General features: G+C 67.1%; 17 protein-coding genes. 8 read left to right on the top strand and 9 right to left on the bottom strand.

Going from position 1 to position 17,504, the window contains the following annotated elements:
- Positions 1–147 precede the first annotated feature (147 nt).
- Both DB30_RS26230 and DB30_RS26235 read right to left on the bottom strand, forming a co-directional pair.
- Positions 148–495: an RNA polymerase sigma factor gene (locus DB30_RS26230; RefSeq protein ID WP_146660676.1), complete on the bottom strand. Its 348-nt coding sequence runs from the start codon at positions 493–495 to the stop codon at positions 148–150.
- A 402-nt stretch (positions 496–897) separates the two neighbouring features.
- Positions 898–1,503 carry a sigma-70 family RNA polymerase sigma factor gene (locus DB30_RS26235; protein ID WP_052553869.1) on the bottom strand — a complete coding sequence of 202 codons (606 nt, stop codon included), beginning with the start codon at positions 1,501–1,503 and terminating at the stop codon, positions 898–900.
- Positions 1,504–1,731: 228 nt separating this feature from the next.
- Here DB30_RS26235 and DB30_RS26240 point away from each other — a divergent pair, with 228 nt between their 5' ends.
- Complete coding sequence (locus tag DB30_RS26240) at positions 1,732–3,189, top strand: serine/threonine protein kinase (protein ID WP_240480333.1); 1,458 nt, start codon at positions 1,732–1,734, stop codon at positions 3,187–3,189.
- On the opposite strand, the gene DB30_RS26245 is transcribed toward DB30_RS26240, so the two are convergent.
- The gene (locus DB30_RS26245; RefSeq protein WP_276204382.1) at positions 3,186–3,629 is read right to left on the bottom strand and encodes a hypothetical protein; all 444 of its coding nucleotides are present in this window, start codon (positions 3,627–3,629) and stop codon (positions 3,186–3,188) included. The genes DB30_RS26240 and DB30_RS26245 overlap by 4 nt on opposite strands.
- Positions 3,630–3,782: 153 nt before the next feature.
- Here DB30_RS26245 and DB30_RS26250 point away from each other — a divergent pair, with 153 nt between their 5' ends.
- Positions 3,783–4,343, top strand: coding sequence for an SRPBCC domain-containing protein (locus DB30_RS26250; RefSeq protein ID WP_165703955.1), 561 nt, complete (start codon positions 3,783–3,785; stop codon positions 4,341–4,343).
- Between the two features lie 7 nt (positions 4,344–4,350).
- Complete coding sequence (gene trhA, locus DB30_RS26255; RefSeq protein ID WP_052553878.1) at positions 4,351–5,013, top strand: PAQR family membrane homeostasis protein TrhA; 663 nt, start codon at positions 4,351–4,353, stop codon at positions 5,011–5,013.
- Here the strand turns inward: trhA and DB30_RS26260 are convergent.
- Positions 5,010–5,774: a LytR/AlgR family response regulator transcription factor gene (locus DB30_RS26260; protein ID WP_146660682.1), complete on the bottom strand. Its 765-nt coding sequence runs from the start codon at positions 5,772–5,774 to the stop codon at positions 5,010–5,012. The two genes, trhA and DB30_RS26260, sit on opposite strands and share 4 nt — an antisense overlap.
- A complete protein-coding gene (locus tag DB30_RS26265) occupies positions 5,771–6,790 on the bottom strand; it encodes a sensor histidine kinase (RefSeq protein WP_205633066.1) in 1,020 nt (339 codons plus the stop codon). Before DB30_RS26265 ends, DB30_RS26260 begins: the two co-directional genes overlap by 4 nt.
- A gap of 142 nt (positions 6,791–6,932) precedes the next feature.
- On the opposite strand from DB30_RS26265, the gene DB30_RS26270 reads away from it, so the two are divergent.
- On the top strand, positions 6,933–7,331 hold the full coding sequence (locus DB30_RS26270) for a DUF1761 domain-containing protein (RefSeq protein ID WP_052553884.1): 399 nt from the start codon (positions 6,933–6,935) through the stop codon (positions 7,329–7,331).
- 75 nt (positions 7,332–7,406) lie between these two features.
- Complete coding sequence (locus DB30_RS26275; protein WP_052553886.1) at positions 7,407–8,126, top strand: tail fiber domain-containing protein; 720 nt, start codon at positions 7,407–7,409, stop codon at positions 8,124–8,126.
- Between the two features lie 446 nt (positions 8,127–8,572).
- Here DB30_RS26275 and DB30_RS26280 read toward each other — a convergent pair whose 3' ends face one another.
- Together DB30_RS26280 and DB30_RS26285 are read right to left on the bottom strand one after the other, a co-directional pair.
- Positions 8,573–10,210, bottom strand: coding sequence for a hypothetical protein (locus DB30_RS26280; protein ID WP_052553887.1), 1,638 nt, complete (start codon positions 10,208–10,210; stop codon positions 8,573–8,575).
- A 2-nt stretch (positions 10,211–10,212) separates the two neighbouring features.
- Positions 10,213–10,788 carry a hypothetical protein gene (locus DB30_RS26285; protein ID WP_052553889.1) on the bottom strand — a complete coding sequence of 192 codons (576 nt, stop codon included), beginning with the start codon at positions 10,786–10,788 and terminating at the stop codon, positions 10,213–10,215.
- Positions 10,789–10,962: 174 nt separating this feature from the next.
- On the opposite strand from DB30_RS26285, the gene DB30_RS42845 reads away from it, so the two are divergent.
- The 3 genes from DB30_RS42845 to DB30_RS26300 are packed head-to-tail and all read left to right on the top strand — an operon-like array spanning position 10,963 to position 14,331.
- A complete protein-coding gene (locus tag DB30_RS42845) occupies positions 10,963–12,456 on the top strand; it encodes a serine/threonine protein kinase (protein WP_146660686.1) in 1,494 nt (497 codons plus the stop codon).
- A gap of 7 nt (positions 12,457–12,463) precedes the next feature.
- Positions 12,464–13,246, top strand: coding sequence for a tetratricopeptide repeat protein (locus tag DB30_RS26295; RefSeq protein WP_052553893.1), 783 nt, complete (start codon positions 12,464–12,466; stop codon positions 13,244–13,246).
- Entirely contained in the window at positions 13,243–14,331 is a 1,089-nt protein-coding gene (locus DB30_RS26300; protein ID WP_052553895.1) for a LamG domain-containing protein, read from the top strand. Before DB30_RS26295 ends, DB30_RS26300 begins: the two co-directional genes overlap by 4 nt.
- Positions 14,332–14,335: 4 nt before the next feature.
- Here the strand turns inward: DB30_RS26300 and DB30_RS26305 are convergent, their stop codons facing one another.
- Both DB30_RS26305 and DB30_RS26310 read right to left on the bottom strand, forming a co-directional pair.
- Entirely contained in the window at positions 14,336–15,433 is a 1,098-nt protein-coding gene (locus tag DB30_RS26305; RefSeq protein ID WP_146660688.1) for a 3-oxoacyl-ACP synthase III family protein, read from the bottom strand.
- Positions 15,434–15,438: 5 nt separating this feature from the next.
- Positions 15,439–17,211 carry a thiamine pyrophosphate-binding protein gene (locus DB30_RS26310; RefSeq protein ID WP_146660690.1) on the bottom strand — a complete coding sequence of 591 codons (1,773 nt, stop codon included), beginning with the start codon at positions 17,209–17,211 and terminating at the stop codon, positions 15,439–15,441.
- Positions 17,212–17,504 lie beyond the last annotated feature (293 nt).

A 17,504-nucleotide genomic window follows, 5' to 3' on the forward strand; every position in this document is an offset into this window, starting at 1 on the left:
CCTCCGTTGGACCGCGCCAGGTGAGTTCATCGTGAGTGTCGCGCCCGTTGCTTTGCGTGTCGAGCGCCCTCTCCGCCTTCGCATGAAGGCGGCCCCGTTGAAGCGCCCAAGGTGCGATCATCGACCGCATCGAGCCACTCTCTTCGCCTACCTTAAAACCCGTTCAGTTCCTCGGGCCTCGTCGGCTCCACGTGAAGCCGGCCACGTCAAGCGCGCAGCCCCCGTCCCCTCCTCCTCAAGCGCAGCCCGAGCCGCAATGACCACCTGCATCCGACCGCGCCCGAGCCGAGATCGAACCGTATTGTACGGAATCGCAAGCTCCGCGGCGATCTGCCGGTTGTCTCGACCGGTCAGCGACATCCGCACCACGTCCCGATACACCTCGTCAACCTGCGCCACAGCTCTGTCGAGCACCTCGAGATCAGCGAGCATCAACAACACGCCACACGGAGAGCTCCCCTCGGCCTCGGGCTCGTCGTCGTCGAGCAACGACATGGTCTCGAGCTCTCGCGCTCGATACAAGACGTCAACGACAATCTTGCGAGCAACGACAAAAGCGAACCCCCGCAACGAACATCGGCCCGCGTACCAGCGGACGACGCAAAGCCACGTATCCGCGGCGAGGTCGTTGGGATCCCTACGAGCAACACGGCGCCGAAAGTAGCCGACCAGCTCCCGATTGATTCGGGCGAATTCAATTGATGTCACACCCAGCGTCCACGAGTGCCGGCGTGGGGCTGGCGTGACTACGGCTTGTTTCGCTGCTCGGAGGGCCCCCACAACCCCCTCTCCTCACGACTCCATGATCTGTTCGCTACATTCGAGAAAAAGTTCGAGCCGCATCGCCAACACTGCGCGAACATTCACCCCACCCGAGCAACGGCTCGAACTCCCAAATCAGCTGCGCCGAGAGCTCGACGGCGCGGCGGCGGGTGGCGTTCGATACGTGGAGGGCGTTAGACGAGCGTCAGCGATCAGCTGCTTGAGGCGCCTCATACCCTCGTGAAGCCGCCGCCGCGCCGTGCCTTCAGGGATTCCAGCCAACTGAGCAAACGACTTGTTGTCGCCCCCATCGAGGCGATGCTGGATGGGCTCGCGGTAGAGTTTGGGCAAGAGCGGGATGTGCCGGTAGACCAGCTGGATTCGCTGCTCCGCGCCCAATTCCGAGTCCACCAGCCTCGGCGGCGTGTGAACGCGGGCGCGCAGCTTCGCCTCGCGGCCACGTGCGCGCAGGCGCTCCCCCTTGGCTGCCCGGGCCTCCGTACCAGCGAACCCAAGCGCCCAGTCCCGAAACGCATCGGGTGTGTCCGGAGCGTGGGTGGCCAGCTTCGCCATGATGTCCTTCATGGTCTCCTGAATGAGTTCGTCGCGTTGTGTAGACCCATGGCGAGCAGTGAAGAACACGATCAGCTCATGGCACAGCCACAGTCCCAAAGCGTTGCGTGCCTGGATGTCCCCGTCGCGCGCGGCCCTTATCAGACGCTTCCGATCCACGACGCACATGCTACAGGCTCGACGATCTCTGCGACTGTCCAAAGGAACAAGAGCCGCGACAATATCCCCGGAACGAGCCGACAGCTCAGGCAACCATGGGGTAGATTCCCGAGGTTGCCGAAGCGGACCCACCCCTCATCCCACGAAGCGAACTTCGAGTGGGTGCTGAACCAGGTCCGTGGCCACTCGCGTGCCAAGCAGGGCCAGCCGACTCCCGCACCGCACTGGGAGAAGCTCATGTACCAGGTCTCGCTCGCGGCTGGCGTGAGAGTCGCTGATCCAAGCCATCCGCTTCACCGCATCGGCCGTTTCGAGGCGATCAGGACTCGGGGCGTGGGCGGCTTTGGAGTCGTATTCGAGGTTCGAGATCCAGAGCTCGATCGCCACGTCGCCCTGAAGCTATGCCAAACCCGTGGGCCCAAGGCTGCCGACGGGTTGATGAATGAGGCTCGCCTCCTCGCGCGCCTCACTCATCCCAATATTGTCACGGTGTACGAGCCCGGCCGCCACGGCGACGACGTGTTCTTCGTCATGGAGTACGTCAACGGCGTCAACGCGCACCACTTCGCCCAGCAGGACCCAGCGCCCAGCTGGGAGCAGCTAGTCGACGTCTACCGGGGGGCCGGCCGCGGCCTCGCTGCTGCCCACGACGCGGGCATCGTGCACGGCGACTTCAAGCCGTCAAACGTGCTGCTCGACGAGCACCGTTGGCCGCGGGTCGCCGACTTTGGGCTCGCCCAGGTCATGATCGACAATGCCCCCGACGACGAACAGGAGCAGTTGCGTCACCGGGCCGGGACCCTGCCGTATATGGCGCCCGAGGTGCTACGGGGACAAGCTGGCGACACCCGGGCGGACCAGTGGTCGTTCTGCGTGTCGCTGTGGGAGAGCCTCGATGACGCGCTTCCGTTCATCGGCTGGTCAACGGCGGAGCTGCTCGACGACATCGAGCGCGATCAGCCGGTGGCGATGAATCCAGATGTGCCAGAGGCGGTTCGGGCGGTGTTGCGGATCGGGTTGGCGCAGGATCCCGACGACCGCTACCCGAGCATGTACGCGCTCGTCGAGGCGCTGGACAGGCTGCGCCAACCCTCGGGCGTCGACACGCCGAGCTCACCACGACGGGGCGTGTTCCTTGGAGCGATGGTGCTCGCGTGCGGTCTCGGGCTCGGGGGCGGAATTTTGGTGTCGGGGGTACCGAACCAAGTGGTCGAGGCCGGCGGAGCGGTGATCCAAGCCAGCACGGCGTCGGTCGAGCCCATCGGCACATCGCTCGAGTCTAACGAGGTGCTCGAGCGCGATGGTGAAACGCTGGCAGAGATCAGCGACAACAACGACGCGCGCGCGACCGTCGAGCAGGTCATCGCCTACATCGAGTTGGGCAGGATCCGGGAAGCGAGCGCGGCTTGGGAGCAGGAGTTCGACATTCGTGAAGTGAGGGATGAGCCGCGGGCCAACGACGCACATCGGATCGCTGAGGCGTTTCTAGCCAGCGCAATCGCGTTGAAGAACCAAGGCAACATCAACTGGCGGTTCGCGGCTTGGGAGTCGACACGATGGGCGGCGAGGATCGGTACCTTGCTGCGACAAGAACAGGGCACCAAAGGCCGTGATCCCGAAGACCACGCCCTTTGGCGCGCCGACGCGGATCGCATCAACGAGGCCGCCCAGGCTCTCCTCACCAGCGAGGACTAGTCCCAGCAGTCCATGGTCCCGTCCTCGTACTCGACGCCGTCCGAGCACGAGACGAACTTGCCCCCATTCTCGAGACACGCCTTCAAGGTCTCCAAGGTCACTGGTTGACACGCCCCGCCTGCCCCACAGCACGCCGTTCCCAGGGCTTGAGCCACGGGCGGAACGTCGGGCGCCTCGATACAAAATCCCTCGTCACACATGCTCGGGAACGGCTGATAGCAGACCACGCCGCCGCCGACTTTCGCCCCGTACTCGCAGTATGTGCGATCGCCCACGGCACAGCGCCCGTTCGAGTCCGGGACGACACACGCCGCCCCGTCATCGTCGATCGTGCAACAGACATCAGCGTCCCACACCGGAGCATCCGGCCCCGCCCACACGCAGTAGATCGACAACATCTGTCCGATCGAGTCCATGTACGGCGACCCCGCCGCGTCCAAGTACACATCGTCGCAAAGATTGGGGGTAGTTGTCGCGAAGTTTGAAAGGATGGTGGTGAGAATGATTGAGAGACTCATTCTGCGACGCTAGCACGCGGCATGAGCGCCAAGACGACCTCTCCCACGCCCCGCGCCAGTGCGATACAGTCCAGCGTGCCCTGGTACCTCTGGATCCCGTTCATCGTCGCCGGCCTCGCGTCCATGTTCGCGCTGTCGGTGCTCACCGCCAAGATCCAAGCCCCCCCGTCAGCCGCCGAGCCCATCCCCCCGGACGGCAAGGCCCGCAAGCTCGAGGGTGAGCGCTACCTCGAGTACCGCGTTGGCGTCACGATCAACGCCCCGCCCGAGGCCGTCTGGGCGCTGCTCACCAACGCCGCCAACTTTCCACTGTGGAATTCCACGGTCACCAGCATCGAAGGCACAATCGCAGAAGGCCAACGCATCAAGCTCAAGGCCAAGGTCGCCCCCGACCGCGTGTTCCCCCTGCTGGTCAGCACCTTCGAGCCCCACCGCCGCATGGTTTGGGAAGACGGCAACAAGATCTTCAAGGGCGTGCGCACCTTCACCCTCGAGTCCAACGGCACCACCACCACGGTCACCATGGCCGAGGTCTTGACCGGCGCGTTCCTGCCCAAGATCGCGCCCAAGCTGCCAGACTTTGCCCCCTCGTTCGAGGCGTTCGCGTCCGATCTGAAGCAGGCTGCCCAAGCCTGAGACGGTCATGAGCGCTTCGTCTGCCCCGCCCAAGCCACGCCTGCGCGGCGTGTCGCACCAAATCGCGTTCTTTGTGTTCGTCGCCGCCAGCGCCTGGCTGCTCAGCGCGGTCGAAGGCCACGCGGCCCGGCGCGCGGTGGTCGTGTATGGGTTGAGCCTCGCGCTGCTGTATGGCGTCAGCGCGACCTACCATCGTCGCAACTGGACACCCGCGGGTCTGCGCCGGATGCAGCGGCTGGATCACTCGGTGATCTTCGTGTTGATCGCGGGCAGCTACACCCCGCTGTTCCTGCTGTTCGACCGCCAGGCGTTCATGCTGGATCCGCTGCTGCTGGTGTGGGCGCTCGCTGCAATGGGTATCGGCAAGTCACTCGTGTGGGCTCACGGTCCCACGTGGGTCACCGCTGCGTTGGCGATTGCAATTGGCTGGTCCGGCCTGAGCTACGCGGCCGCGCTGATCCCCGCGACGGGCTCGGCCGCGTTTGTGCTGTTCCTGGCGACGGGCGTCGCCTACAGCACTGGTGGGGTCATCTACGCGCGTCGGCGGCCAGACCCGATCCCGACGGTGTTCGGCTACCACGAGGTGTTTCACGTGTTCGTGATCCTGGGCAGCAGCGTCCACTTCACGCACACGCTGGTGCTGCTGCGCCGCGCTGGGGCGCTGGGCTAAGCACCCTCGAGCCAGCTCCTAAACCGTGCGGCGTTGGGCTGGCTCACGACCACATCCTCGCTCGCGGCCGGCTTCAGCTCGACCAGCAGCCGGCCCTTGAAGTAGCTCCTAAACCCGGAGACCGCGTCGGCGTGCGCGAGGTACTGGCGGTTGATCCGAAAGAACCCAGCGCTGACCAGCTCGGCTTCGATGTCCGCCAAGGTCCGATCCAGCTCGAGCCGTCGCGCGTCGCGTCGGACCAGCTCCGTGACGCCATCGCGCACACCAAAGTACGCGATCTCGTCGATCGGCACGGCCACGAAGGTGTCGCCGTCGCGGGCCAGCAGCCGCCGGGCGGACGCGCGCGGCTGTCCAAGCGCGCGGGCCAGCGCAGCCAAGCGCGTGGAAAAATGGGCCTCGAGCCGTCGATACTTGCGCAATACGTCGCCCAGCTCCGTGGTGGTGTAGGGCTTGAGCAGGTACGCGATCCCGTTTTGGGCGAGCGCCTCGACCATGTATTCGTCATAGGCGGTACAAAACACGATCGGCGCGGCCGGCTGAACCTGGGCAAAGATCTCGAGCGAGAGCCCGTCGGACAGCTGCACGTCGGCGAACACGAGATCCGGCGCGCCCTGGTGGTGGTGGTCCTCGAACCAGCGCACCGCCTGCGCAACAGAGCCAAGCTCGGCGACGATCTCGAGCTGCGGATCCAGCTCGCGCAAGCTCGCGACCAAGCGTGCGCGCGCGGGCGGCTCGTCCTCGATGATCACCACGCGGGTCACGACGCACACTCCTGTGCAGCCATTGCCAAGGGCACGCACACGCGAAATTCTTCGCCACGCTGATCGATCTGGATCCCGCGCCCAACCGCGAGCTTGCTGCGCTCGTCGAGGTTGCGCAGGCCGGTCCCGGCGGACTCGCGCACGCTCCGACGCGGACGGCGACGATTGGCCACGAACATGCACGGCGCACCCTCGAGCTCGGCGTAGCCAACCTCGATCTCCAGCGGCGCGCCGGCCCCCACTTCGTTGTGCTTGATCGCGTTCTCGATCAGCAGCTGCAGAGCCGTTGGCGGCAACCGGGCGCCCGCTTGCATGGGCTTGGGCAGCTCGCAGCGCAGCGCCTCGCCGTAGCGGATCTGCATGAGCTCGAGGTAGGCCCGAGCAAAGCGCAGCTCCTCGGCCAGGGTGACCAAGCTCCGCCCGCGCTGACGCAGCAAGTATCGATAGATCCCCGCCAAGTCCTGGTTGAACGCGACCGCCCGGCGCGAGTCGGTCTTTATCAGGTGCCCGAGCGTGTTGAGCGAATTGAACAAGAAGTGCGGATCAACCTGAGCCAGAAAGCCCGAGAGCTCGGCCTCGGCCCGGGCGCGATCCAGGCGAGCGACCCGCAGCAGATCACCCTCGCGCTCTTTGATCAAGAACACGGTCTCGTAGGCGTGGGTCACGAACACCACGCAGATCACGTTGATCAGCGCGACCGTGCGGATCGCATCGGCATCGGCCACCGCGCCAATCCACCCATACCAAGCCAGCAGCGCGACCACGGTGATCGGCGCCGTGTACAGCACGATCGCCGCCAGCAGCAGCGAGAGCTTGCGCAGCGGGTGATTGAACCAGCCGTAGTGGCGCCGCTGCTCGAACAACAACCAGCGGTTTCCGTGCCAGATCGCCGCGGCCAGACCCAAGAACCACAGCGTGCCCAGCCAGTACGCGAGCTGGCCGGGGCCCACGCCGTCGAGCAGCGGCGTGACGCGGGGGATCATCAGGCCAAACCCCGCAATCCCCAGGCGCCGCACCCAGCGATCATCGATGTCGTGAGCCGGACTGTGCTCGGGGCTGGCCAGCTCACCAGAGCGAGCGCCCAGTTCACCCCCGTCTGGTCCCCGTTCGTCGGAATTGAGTTTCGCCTGCGCGGCGTCGAGTGTTAGCGAACTCGCCATGGATCCCTCACAGATCAACTACCTCGCCGTTGGCGCCGCGGCGCTCTCGAGCTTTCTGATCGGCGGCCTGTGGTACAGCCCCATCCTATTCGCCAAAGCGTGGATGCGCGAGGCCGGTCTGAGCGAGGACGAGCTGAGCAAGGGCGTGGGCCGGACCTTTGGCGTCTCGTTCTTGATCTCGGTGGTGATCGCCTTGAACCTGGCGTTCTTCTTGGGTCCCGACGTCACCCTGGTCACGGGCATGACTTACGGCGCGCTCGCGTCCGTGTGGGTCGGGGGCTCGATGGCGATCACCTTCTCGTTCGAGCGGCGCAGCCTGGTGCTCACCCTGATCGACGCGGGCTACCACGCGGTCGCCTACACGGTCATGGGCGCGATCATTGGAGCCTGGCACTGATCGACGTGGACAGCGGGAGGTTGGGCCTGCCAGAATCCCAGCATGAAGATGCGATCGGTGGTTTTCGCTGGGTTGATGACTGTGTCGCTTGTCGCGTGTGGTGACGACGAGGGCTCCGGTTCAACCGACCCCACCGGCGACGGCGACGGCGATCCCAGCGGGGATGGCGATGGCGACGGGGCCACCAGCAGTGCGACGGGCGACGGCGACGGCGATGCTGACACCAACGGCGACGGCGATGCTGACACCAACGGCGACGGCGACGGCGACGGTGACGGCGACGGTGACGGCGACGGCGACGGCGACGGCGACGGCGATCCCACGGGCGACGGCGACGGCGACACCGGGGGCACCTGCTCGAACGAAGGAGAGAGCTGCGCCAACCAGGAGACATGCTGCGATGGCACGATGTGTTGCGCCGGCATCCCGGTCCCCATGGGCGCCGAGTTCTGCAGCGCGATCTGTCCCATGAGCGATCGCAACCTCAAGCAAGACTTCACCCCCGTCGACCCGCAGTGGGCGCTCGAGCACGTCGCCTCGCTTCCGATCAGCACGTGGAGCTACAAGTCCGACGAACACCACACCCGCCACATCGGCCCCATGGCCCAAGACTTCCGCGCGGCGTTCAATGTTGGCGGGACCGATCGCTTCATCTTCCAAGTTGACGCGGACGGCGTCTCGCTCGCTGCCATCCAGGCCCTGAACGCCCAAGTCCAAGCGCTCGACGCCGAGAACCGTCAGCTGCGTGCGACCCTGAACCAGCTCGAAGCACGCCTCGACAAGCTCGAAAAGTAACCACACCCCGCGAACACCCCCCCAGTTGGGAGCGAGCGAAGCGAGTGACCGCGAAGGGCGAAACCGTCTAGGGGGCCAGTCACTCCCCCAAGCACGCCGCCCCTCGCGGGGGCAGAGCATCGAATGGAGCGCCATCCGGTGGCCGTAATCGCCCAGACAAGAGCCCCCTCCTAGGGGGCCAAACATGCGGATGCGAACAGCCAGCCAATTGGGAGCGAGCGAAGCGAGTGACCGCGAAGTGCGAAACCATCTACGGGGCCAGTCACTCCCCCAAGCACGCCGCCCCTCGCGGGGGCAGAGCATCGAATGGAGCGCCATCCGGTGGCCGTAATCGCCCAGACAAGAGCCCCCTCCTAGGGGGCCAAACATGCGGATGCGAACAGCCAGCCAATTGGGAGCGAGCGAAGCGAGTGACCGCGAAGTGCGAAACCGCCTGTGGGGGTCTATCAAAACGCGAAGGGGACATCGAAGATGATCGGGATCCCAGCCGAGGGCAGGGTCCAGCGGCGCATCTTCTTGGCCGAGCACTTCGCCACGCCGTAGCCGACCTCGTCCTTGCCAATGTCGACCTTGGTCACGACCCCGTCTTGATCCAGCGAGACCGTGAACACCACGTTGCCCGCCAGGTCTGGCTTGCCAACCCGCGCGTCTTCCAAACACGCGAGCAGATCACCCACTCGCTGGGTGACCCCCTGGCGGATCGCCGGGGTCATCTTGGACTTGGTCAGCAGCGACTCTTCCGGCGGCGCTGGCTTGGGCGGCTCAGCGGGCGTGTCCGCGGCGGGTTGAGGAGCGGGGGCCGGGGCTGGAGCTGGCGCGGGGACGACGGCCCCACCGTTGGCGGCCGCCTGGGTCCCGCCGTTCGCCGCCGGCTGCGTCCCACCGTTGGCGGCCGGCTGCGTCCCGCCGTTCGCCGCGGGGGCTGGCTCGGTGCCAGGCGGACCGGGCACGTCCTTGAACCCGCCAAACGCGGTACCGCCACCCGCCCCTGAAGCTGGTGCAGGCGCGCTGCCACCCGAGCCGCGCACGGCCGAGCCGCGCCCGCCACCGCCACGACCTCCTCCACCTCCGCCACTTGCAACCCCAGGTGCGTCGGCGACTGGCGCTGGCACTTGGCCGTAGGGCAAGCCCGTGTTCGGGTCGATCGGCACAGCGGCCGGAGCGGGTGGCGCTGGCGGTGCGGGCTGCTGCTGCTCCTGCTGCGCGGCCAGCTGCGCCGCCGGATCCACGGCAGCCGGATCACCCTGGTCTTTCTTGTCACCAAACGCGATCCACAGCAGCGCGATCACGGCCACCGCCGACACGCCGCCCAAGATCCACGTGTTGCGATCGACCGCGCCGCTCGCCGCCACGGCCACCATCGAGTCGTCACCATCATCTTCGTCGAACTCGTCGTCGTCCCATTCGCGGGCCCGCGCGGCTCGAGCCTTGCGCGCCTCGGCCCGACGCTTCTTCCTGCGCCGCTCGGCCTCGCGTTGCCGCGCTCGCTCGAGCTCGTCATCTTCGGGATCGTCAAAGTCATCGAGATCAGCGTCGTCGTCATCAAGGTCGTAGTCACCGACCACCTGGGCGTCGATCGACCCGCCGTCCGCACCGACGACGGTCGCGTCGGCGAGCTTGCGTTCGCGCTTGCTGCGAGGCCGGGGCTCGTCGTCCTCGTTGGTGCCCCCACCACGCCCGGCCGCTGCCCCGCCGACAAACCCCATCTGCGCGGCAAGGCGCGGATCCAGGCGCGGATCCATCATGGGGCCCCCAGGCCACCCCCACGGCATGCCCATGCCCGCTGGCATCAGCTGCTGCGGCCCCAGGGCGACCAGCGACGAAGCCGAGGCCCGGCCGCTGCGACGCATGGCCACGGCCGAGCAGCGGATCGCCTCGCGGACCTTGGGCGCGTGCTCGAGCTCCCTGCGAAGGCTGTCCAAGTCCGAGGGCAGCGGGATCCCCAGCGCCTCGAACTCGGCGACCTCGGCGGCCCGGGTCTCGGGATCGATGTCGGCGGTCACCGGCCCTGCGTCGCGCCAGCGCTCGAACTCGAACGCGTCCTCGGCCGCCAGCAACAGAATCTCTTTGGCGTTCGCTTGCATCGCTAAAAACCCAACTTTCCGAGCTCGTAGCCGAGCATGGTTCGAAACGCCCGCAGCGCCCCGGCGAACTCGCCGTCGCTCTTGCGGGCCAAGATCGGCGAGGCAGTCTTGAGCATGCGCGCGGTCTCGTGACCGCTGCGAACATCCAGGGCCTGCCCCTCTTCGGCGAGCGCCAGCCAGGTATGGGCGAGCTCGCGGGCGTCGGGGTTGTGACTCTGGGTCAGCTTTTGCAGCGCCACAGCGACCGCGCTGGCGAGTCGATCCGTGTCGGCGAGCTCGAGCCGCCGCAGCCCGGTTGGCGCCGCGCCAGGCTCGAGCTCGTCACGGCGCAGCGCGACGAAGGTCATCACGTAGCCGCGCAGCGAGCCGCGCAGCTCGAAGTCCGGCGCGCTGAGCCGGTTGAGCAGGCGGGCGCGCAGCGGCCCAACGATGTGATCGAGGCGCCCCCGCGCGTCGGAGACCCCGGGGATCTCGAGCTCGCGCACGGCCTCGCGGATCAGCTCGGCGAAGGCGTGCAGCGCCGCCCGATCACCGACGCGGATGCTCGCTAGCAGCTGCTCGTCGCGGACCGAAGGCATGTCCGCCGAGTATATGCGGGGACGTCGCGGCGCGGGTCGCGGGGTGTGTTCAGCTCGGGCGAGGGCTCCTCGCCCGCTCGCGGACGCCCTTCGCGGGCCGATTCACCGCGGCTATCTCCAGATCCCGACGGCGGACCTGGCCCGCACGCATGACGATCGGATAGCGTGCATGCGGTGTCCGAACCTGCTCAGCGCCGTGTCGGCAGCTATCGGATCGTCCGAAGGTTGGCCGTTGGCGGCATGGCCGAGATCTTCTTGGCCCGGCTCGAGGCGGCCCACGGGTTCACCAAGCAGGTCGTGCTCAAGCGCCTGCTGCCCCACCTTTGCGAGGATCCCAGCTTCATCGAGATGTTCTTGTACGAGGCGCGCCTCGCCGCTCGCCTCAGCCACCCCAACATCGCGCAGGTCTTCGACATTGGTGAGAGTGACGAGCGGGTCTACTACGCGATGGAGTACGTCCACGGGGCGGACCTGCGCGACGTGGCCAAGCGCATCGACGCGACCTGGAACGCGCCGCCGCTCGAGCTGGTGATCGGCGTGTGCATCGGCGTCGCGGCCGGGCTCCACTACGCCCACACGGCCCGCGACGAGACCGGCCGCCCGCTGGCGATCGTCCACCGCGACGTCAGCCCCGCGAACGTGGTCGTGACCTACGGTGGCGTGGCCAAGCTGCTCGACTTTGGGGTCGCCAAGGCCAAGCTCGACGGCAAAGAGAGCACCGCCGTCGGCGTGCTCAAGGGCAAGCTCCCGTACATGTCGCCCGAGCAGATCGACTGCTCGGTGGCCCTGGACAGCCGCAGCGACGTGTTCTCGCTCGGCGTGATGTTGTGGGAGTTGACGACCCTGCAGCGGCTGTATCGCTGCGACAGCCAGATGGAGACGATCCGTCGCATCACCCGCGAAGACGCCCCGCCGCCGTCGGGCGTGCGCAAAGACTACCCGCCAGCGCTCGAGAAGATCGTGCTGCGCGCCCTCGCCCGTGACCGCGACCAACGCTACGCCAGCGCCTTCGAGCTGCAGCGAGCGCTCGAGGCGTTCGCGCTGGATCAGCAGCTGGTGGTGTCGCCCTCGAGGATCGCCGAGCTCATGGCCGAGCTGTTCGCCGAAGAGCTCGAGGGCGAGCGCGCGCAGCTCGAGGATGAGCCGCGCGAGGTGACGGACTCCGAGGTGTTCACGACCCACTGGTCGGCCGAAGCCAACGCCGCGCCCAGCGGCGGCGCGGACCAGCACGAGGCTCCGACCCGGCTGTCCGTCGTGGCACCCAGCCCCGGACCGGCGGTCCCCGGACCAACGAGCCCAGATGACCCGAGCACGCGCCGCCGTCAGCCGTGGCCGTGGATCGGCGGCGCGGTTGGTGGGGCGCTGCTGGTCGCGCTGACCTGGAAGCTCGCGGGGAACGCTGGGTCGGACGAACAACCGCGCGCGCGCCCAGAGGTGGTCGACAGCCAGCCACCCGAGCAGCCGCCCGAGCCCAGCCCAGCCCCCGCTGTCGTCACCCCGCCGGCCCAGCCAGCCCCGGTCGCCCAGCCGGCGAGCGCCAAGCCAGCCCCACCGAGCAGCGAACGACCGCCGGACAAGCCCAAGCAACGCGAGCCAAAGCGCCAGACCAAGAAGACCTCGAAGCCAGACACCAACTGGAACAAGAACTCTCTGGCGCTCCCCAACTGAGCTTCACATGCCGCGTCGCTCCCTCGCTCTCTTCATCTCGATCGCCTGCATCTGGGCGCCCACGCGGGCGGCCGAGGCATCCCCCGCCACGCGAGCGGACGCCGACGCGCACTACGAAGCGGCGGCCGAGCTCTACGCCCGCGAAGACTACGCCGGGGCTGCCAGCGAGTTCGCGGTTGCCTACGCCCTGGCCCCGCGGGTCGACACGCTGTTCGCTTGGGCCCAGGCCGAGCGGCTCGCGGGACACTACGAAGAAGCGCTCGAGCTGTACGAACGCCTGCTCGCTGGCAACCTGTCCAAGGCCCAGCGCGAGGCGATCGAGACCTTGCGCTTCCAAGTCCGGGGCGAGCTCGTCATCGCGCCCCCCAAGCCAGCGACCGAGCCCGAACCGCCAGAGCCAGCGCCCGGACTGAGCGAGCCAGCAGCCGAGCACGACGACGACGCTCCGTCAGCCCGCCGCGGCGTCGGGGCGATCAGCGTCGGCGCTGGGCTGACGGCGCTCGCGGGCGGGCTGCTGGTCGGTGGCGCGGTGGTCGACAGCCGCGTCATCTCGGCCAACACCTACACGGACTTCGAGGCCGCGTTCAATCGAAACACGGGCCGGGGCCGCGGCGCGATCGGGCTGTACGCCAGCGGTGGGGTCCTGGCCGCGGCGGGCCTCGTCACGTTGATCGTTGGCGCGGTCCGCCTCCATCGATCCAAGCACCCACCGCGCACACAAATCGGCGTCGCGCCGGCGCTAGGCCGCGACCACGTCGGTGTCGTGCTGACGATCGGGAGCTGGCGATGACCGCGCGCGCGCGCCACCTCGTGCAGCAGCTTGCCTGGGGGATCACCGGTGCGCTCGCCGGCCTCGCTACACCAGCTTGCACGCTGCCCACTTCGTTCGCGTGCCTCAACAGCAGCCAGTGTGGTGGCGGCGGTCAGTGTGTCGCGGGCGGCTGCGCATTCCCAGACGGCGACTGCCCCAGCGGGTATCGCTACGGCGTGCTCTCGCCCGAGGGCCTCGCTGGGCTGTGTGTGCCGGTCGGGTTCGAGTCGAGCGTCTCCGACGACAGCGGCTCGGGCGAGGACATGCTCGACACCAGCGAGTCGGCCAGCTCCGCGAGCTCGGACACCACCGACACCAACGCAACCAGTGAGAGCGAGAGCGAGAGCGAGTCGGACACCAGTGACACCGACCCAACCGACACCGAGACCACCGACACCAACCCAACCGACACCGGGACCACCGGCGAGATCCCCGACACCGCGATCGCCCACTACAGCTTCGACGACATCGCGCTGCCAACCATCTTTGACAGCTCCGGCAACGACTTCCACGCCGAGATGTCCAGCTTGCAGCCAACAACCCCGGCGATCGTGGGTGAAGGCCTGAGCTTCACCAGCACCGACCACGTGATCGTGCCGCTGGGCGTGCTCGCTGGCCGCACGGCGTTCACGATCGAGTACTACGTCCGGGTCACGCAGCCCACGCAGCCGCGTCAGTTCATCCTGTACTACGGCCACGAGGTCGACACCGCGGCCAAGCCAAACTTGACCGTTTACGTGGAGCACACCGTCCCGCCGCTGCGTACCGCCAGGGTGCTGTGGGCTGCTGGCAACCAAAATTATGGGCTGGTCGGCACCACGCCCCTCGACCAGAACGAGTGGCACCACGTCGCGTTGACCTTCGACAACAGCGGCATGCGAATGTACGTCGACCACTTCCTCAACGCCGAAGATCCATTCGTGCCCTCGCTGCTCAGCCCCAACCTCGCGTATATCCAGATCGGCGGGCTCCCAACCGGGTTCGGCGGCTTCGTTGGGACAATCGACGAGCTGCGGTTTAGCGAGGGCGCCCTCACCCCGGGCGAGCTGCAGCCGGTTCCCTGAGGACCTAACGCCCGCCCACCGCGATCTCGCCCGCCCGAAACACCACCGCCGACGCCGTTGATACCGATCCGATCGAGTAGCCCAGCACCAAGTCGCCCGGCGCGACGCGACCCTCGCTCACGGCCGTGTGCAGGTTGTTGGCCCACAACGCCGGCCCGCAGTTGGCGAAGCGAGGATAGTTGTCGACGATCTGCGACATCTCGAAGCCCAGCACCTTGGCGCAGAACTGTGCGTACCAAGCCGTTGGCGTGTTGACGACGAGGAATTTGATGTCGTCGAGACGGACGCCGGCCTCGCTCAGCGCCCCGTCCACGCAGGTCCGCAGGTAGGCCTCGGAGTTGTCGCGGATCGCCTTGCCAGCGCGCCGACTCGCGCGGATCATCAGACGCGGCGCGCCATCGACCAGCGCCAGCTCGTGATAAAAGATCCCGCAAGTCTCGAGCGTGGGGATCGTGTGCGCGCCGAGTAAGCCATGCTCGGGATCGGGCGCCGCTTCGACGACGACCGCCGCCGCGCCGTCACCCAAGAACCACGAGAACGAATTGTCAGGGTCGACGTCGCGTGTATACGTAGAACAGGCGATCACCATGATCCGTCGATACCGGCCCGCGCGGATCAAGTCCGAGGCCAGGTGAAAGCCAACCACCGCCGAAGAGCAGGCGCTCTCGAAGTTGATCGCCGGGGTGCGCATGCCTAGCTTTTGCATCAAGTAGGCGCCATCGCCGATCACGTGGGAGTCGGTTCGCAGCGCGTTGACCAGGACCAGATCGATGTCCGCGCCCGCAAAGCCCCCCGCGTCCATGGCAGCCTTGGCCGCGGCCAGCTCCATGCTCTGCGCGCTGTCGTCTGGGCCCATCCAGCGCCGCTCGACCGTGCCGCGGAATGGATCCTCGAGGTACGGCGCAATGCACTGATCGTAGGTCGAGGCGCCCGTGGGTGGCCAAGTGTGGTCGGCCCAGACCTTGGCGAGCAACGCCTCGCGGTGCTGCGCGACCAGCTGTGGGTGGTGGTGCTCCCACCAATCGTTGGTCCGCACGTCCTCGGGAAACGCGACGCCGACCGACGCGATGGTTCCAGGGTTATTGATGCTTCGTGCGCTCATGCCGTTCACGCTCCGCTGGCTTGGGTGTAGATGCTGGCGATCCGGTCCGCGACTGGGGCCAGCTCGTTGGGATCGATGATCACGTCAATCACGAACGGCCCGCGCTCGCGCAGCGCCCACTCGAGCGCGTCGACGACCTGCTGCTCGCGCCAGACCCGGACCCCGTCCGCGCCCATCGAGCGCGCCAAGGCCAGAAAGTCAACCTCGGGAAACTGCAGCTGCTTGGCGTCGTCGTAGCCGAGGCAGCGCATGCCCTGATCACACATGCCGTAGCGCGCGTCGTTGAGCACGATCCAGATCACGTCCGCGCGGGTTGCCGCCGCGGTGCTGATCTCGTTTTGCATGAGGAACGACCCGTCGCCGACCACCGCCACCGCCTTGCGACCGGTCGCCGCGGTGCCCAAGATCCCCGCGCTGAGGTGGCCCATGGGGCAGAACATCCCCGACATCCGGTAGCGGTGCGGGCTGGGGAAGCGCAGGTAGCGGTTGGTCCACGCCAGCGAATTGCCGGTCTCGCTGAGGACGACCGCGTCGCTCCCCTCGACCACGCGCGCTTGCAGGCACTGCATCAGATAGCGCGGCCGCACACGATCTTCCTCGCGGGGCTCGAGCTGCACCGCGGGGACCCGCGGGGTCACGGTCAGCGCCCGTGGGCCGCCAAGCTCGTCGCTGCGCTCGAGCAGCGCGGTCAGGAATTGGCCAAGCTCGGCTTGCACCGCGAGGGTCTCGACCTCGGGGTAGGCCGTGCCGGGCACCTTGGGATCCAGATCAACGTGGATCATGCCGCCGCGGGGGATCAACCCAGCGTCGTACGAGCTGCTGATCTCGCCAAGCCGCGTACCAAGCACCAACACCCGATCCACCCGCGCTTCGGTCAGGCGCGCGACCAGATCCTCGTGACCACCGAGGCCGCTGACGCCAAGAAAATGCGGGCTGTCCTCGGGGAAGATGCCCTTGCCGCGCGGCGTGGAGATCACCGGCGCCTTGAGCCGCTCGACCAGCTCGGCGACCTGCGCCGCGCAGTGGCGGGCGCCGTGGCCAACCCAGACCGCGAACCGACCATGCAGCCGCGCGACCACCTCGTCCATCGTTGCCACGCTCGGAGCCACCTCCACGCGCGGCACCGTAATCGCCACGCGCGGCGCCGGGCTGGCCTGAACCGGCAGCGGCAGCGCGAGGTGAGCGACGAAGCCCCGCGGGTTCGCAAACCCCAGCGCCAGCGTGCGAATGATCCGCGGCAGCTCGGCCGGATCGTGCATTGCGACCGCATAGTCGAACAGCCCGCCCGGCTCGTAGATGCCCGGGCCAAGGCTCTCGCTGCTGCTCTCTTGGATCGGGTAGCGCCCGCGCTTGGACAGCGGGGTGACGGCCGAGATCAACAGCAGCTTGGCGCCCTCGTAGCGGGCCGTGATCGCGCCGGTCAGCGCGTTGGTCAGACCTGGGCCGGTCGTCGTGAACGCCAGCGCCGGCACGTTGTCGGCCAGCGAGGCCTCGATCGCCGCATACACAGCCCCGTTCTCGTGCCGAAAGTGGACCAGGTTGAGGGGCGAGCGGGACAGAGCGTCATAAAAGGGCACGATCGCCCCGCCGATCATGCCGAATGCCTGCTGCATGCCCATTGCATGCAATGTATCGATGAGCACAGTCGAGACTGTTTGACGGCCAGCCAGCAACTCGGCCGCCATCCCACCTGTTGGGAGTTCGGTCTCCGGCTTTGTGGATAGAAACTGATGGGCTTGGGGATGAACTTTCGACATTCGTGCACCGAAACAGGTCATGCGGGATGATCCCCGGGGATATCGACCTGTACCTTTGGCCAATTTGGTATCACGGAGTCTCAGGGGCGCACGTACTTTTTTCTGGTCACAGCCTTGGCTAAACCAGTCACTTTGGCTGGGATTACCGCATTGGTTAAATGGTCATAATTGGATACTGTGGCGATAGGCAACAGTCACGGGTCAACGTTCAACCGGCCCATAGACCGGCGAAATCGGGCAAGCTCGGACATTCGAGCCGCCAGGCGCGGATTACTATCATGATTCTAACATTGGGCTGGGATCGCACGAATCTT

The sequence above is a fragment of the Enhygromyxa salina genome, from assembly GCF_000737335.2.
Lineage (GTDB): Bacteria > Myxococcota_A > Polyangia > Nannocystales > Nannocystaceae > Plesiocystis > Plesiocystis salina_C.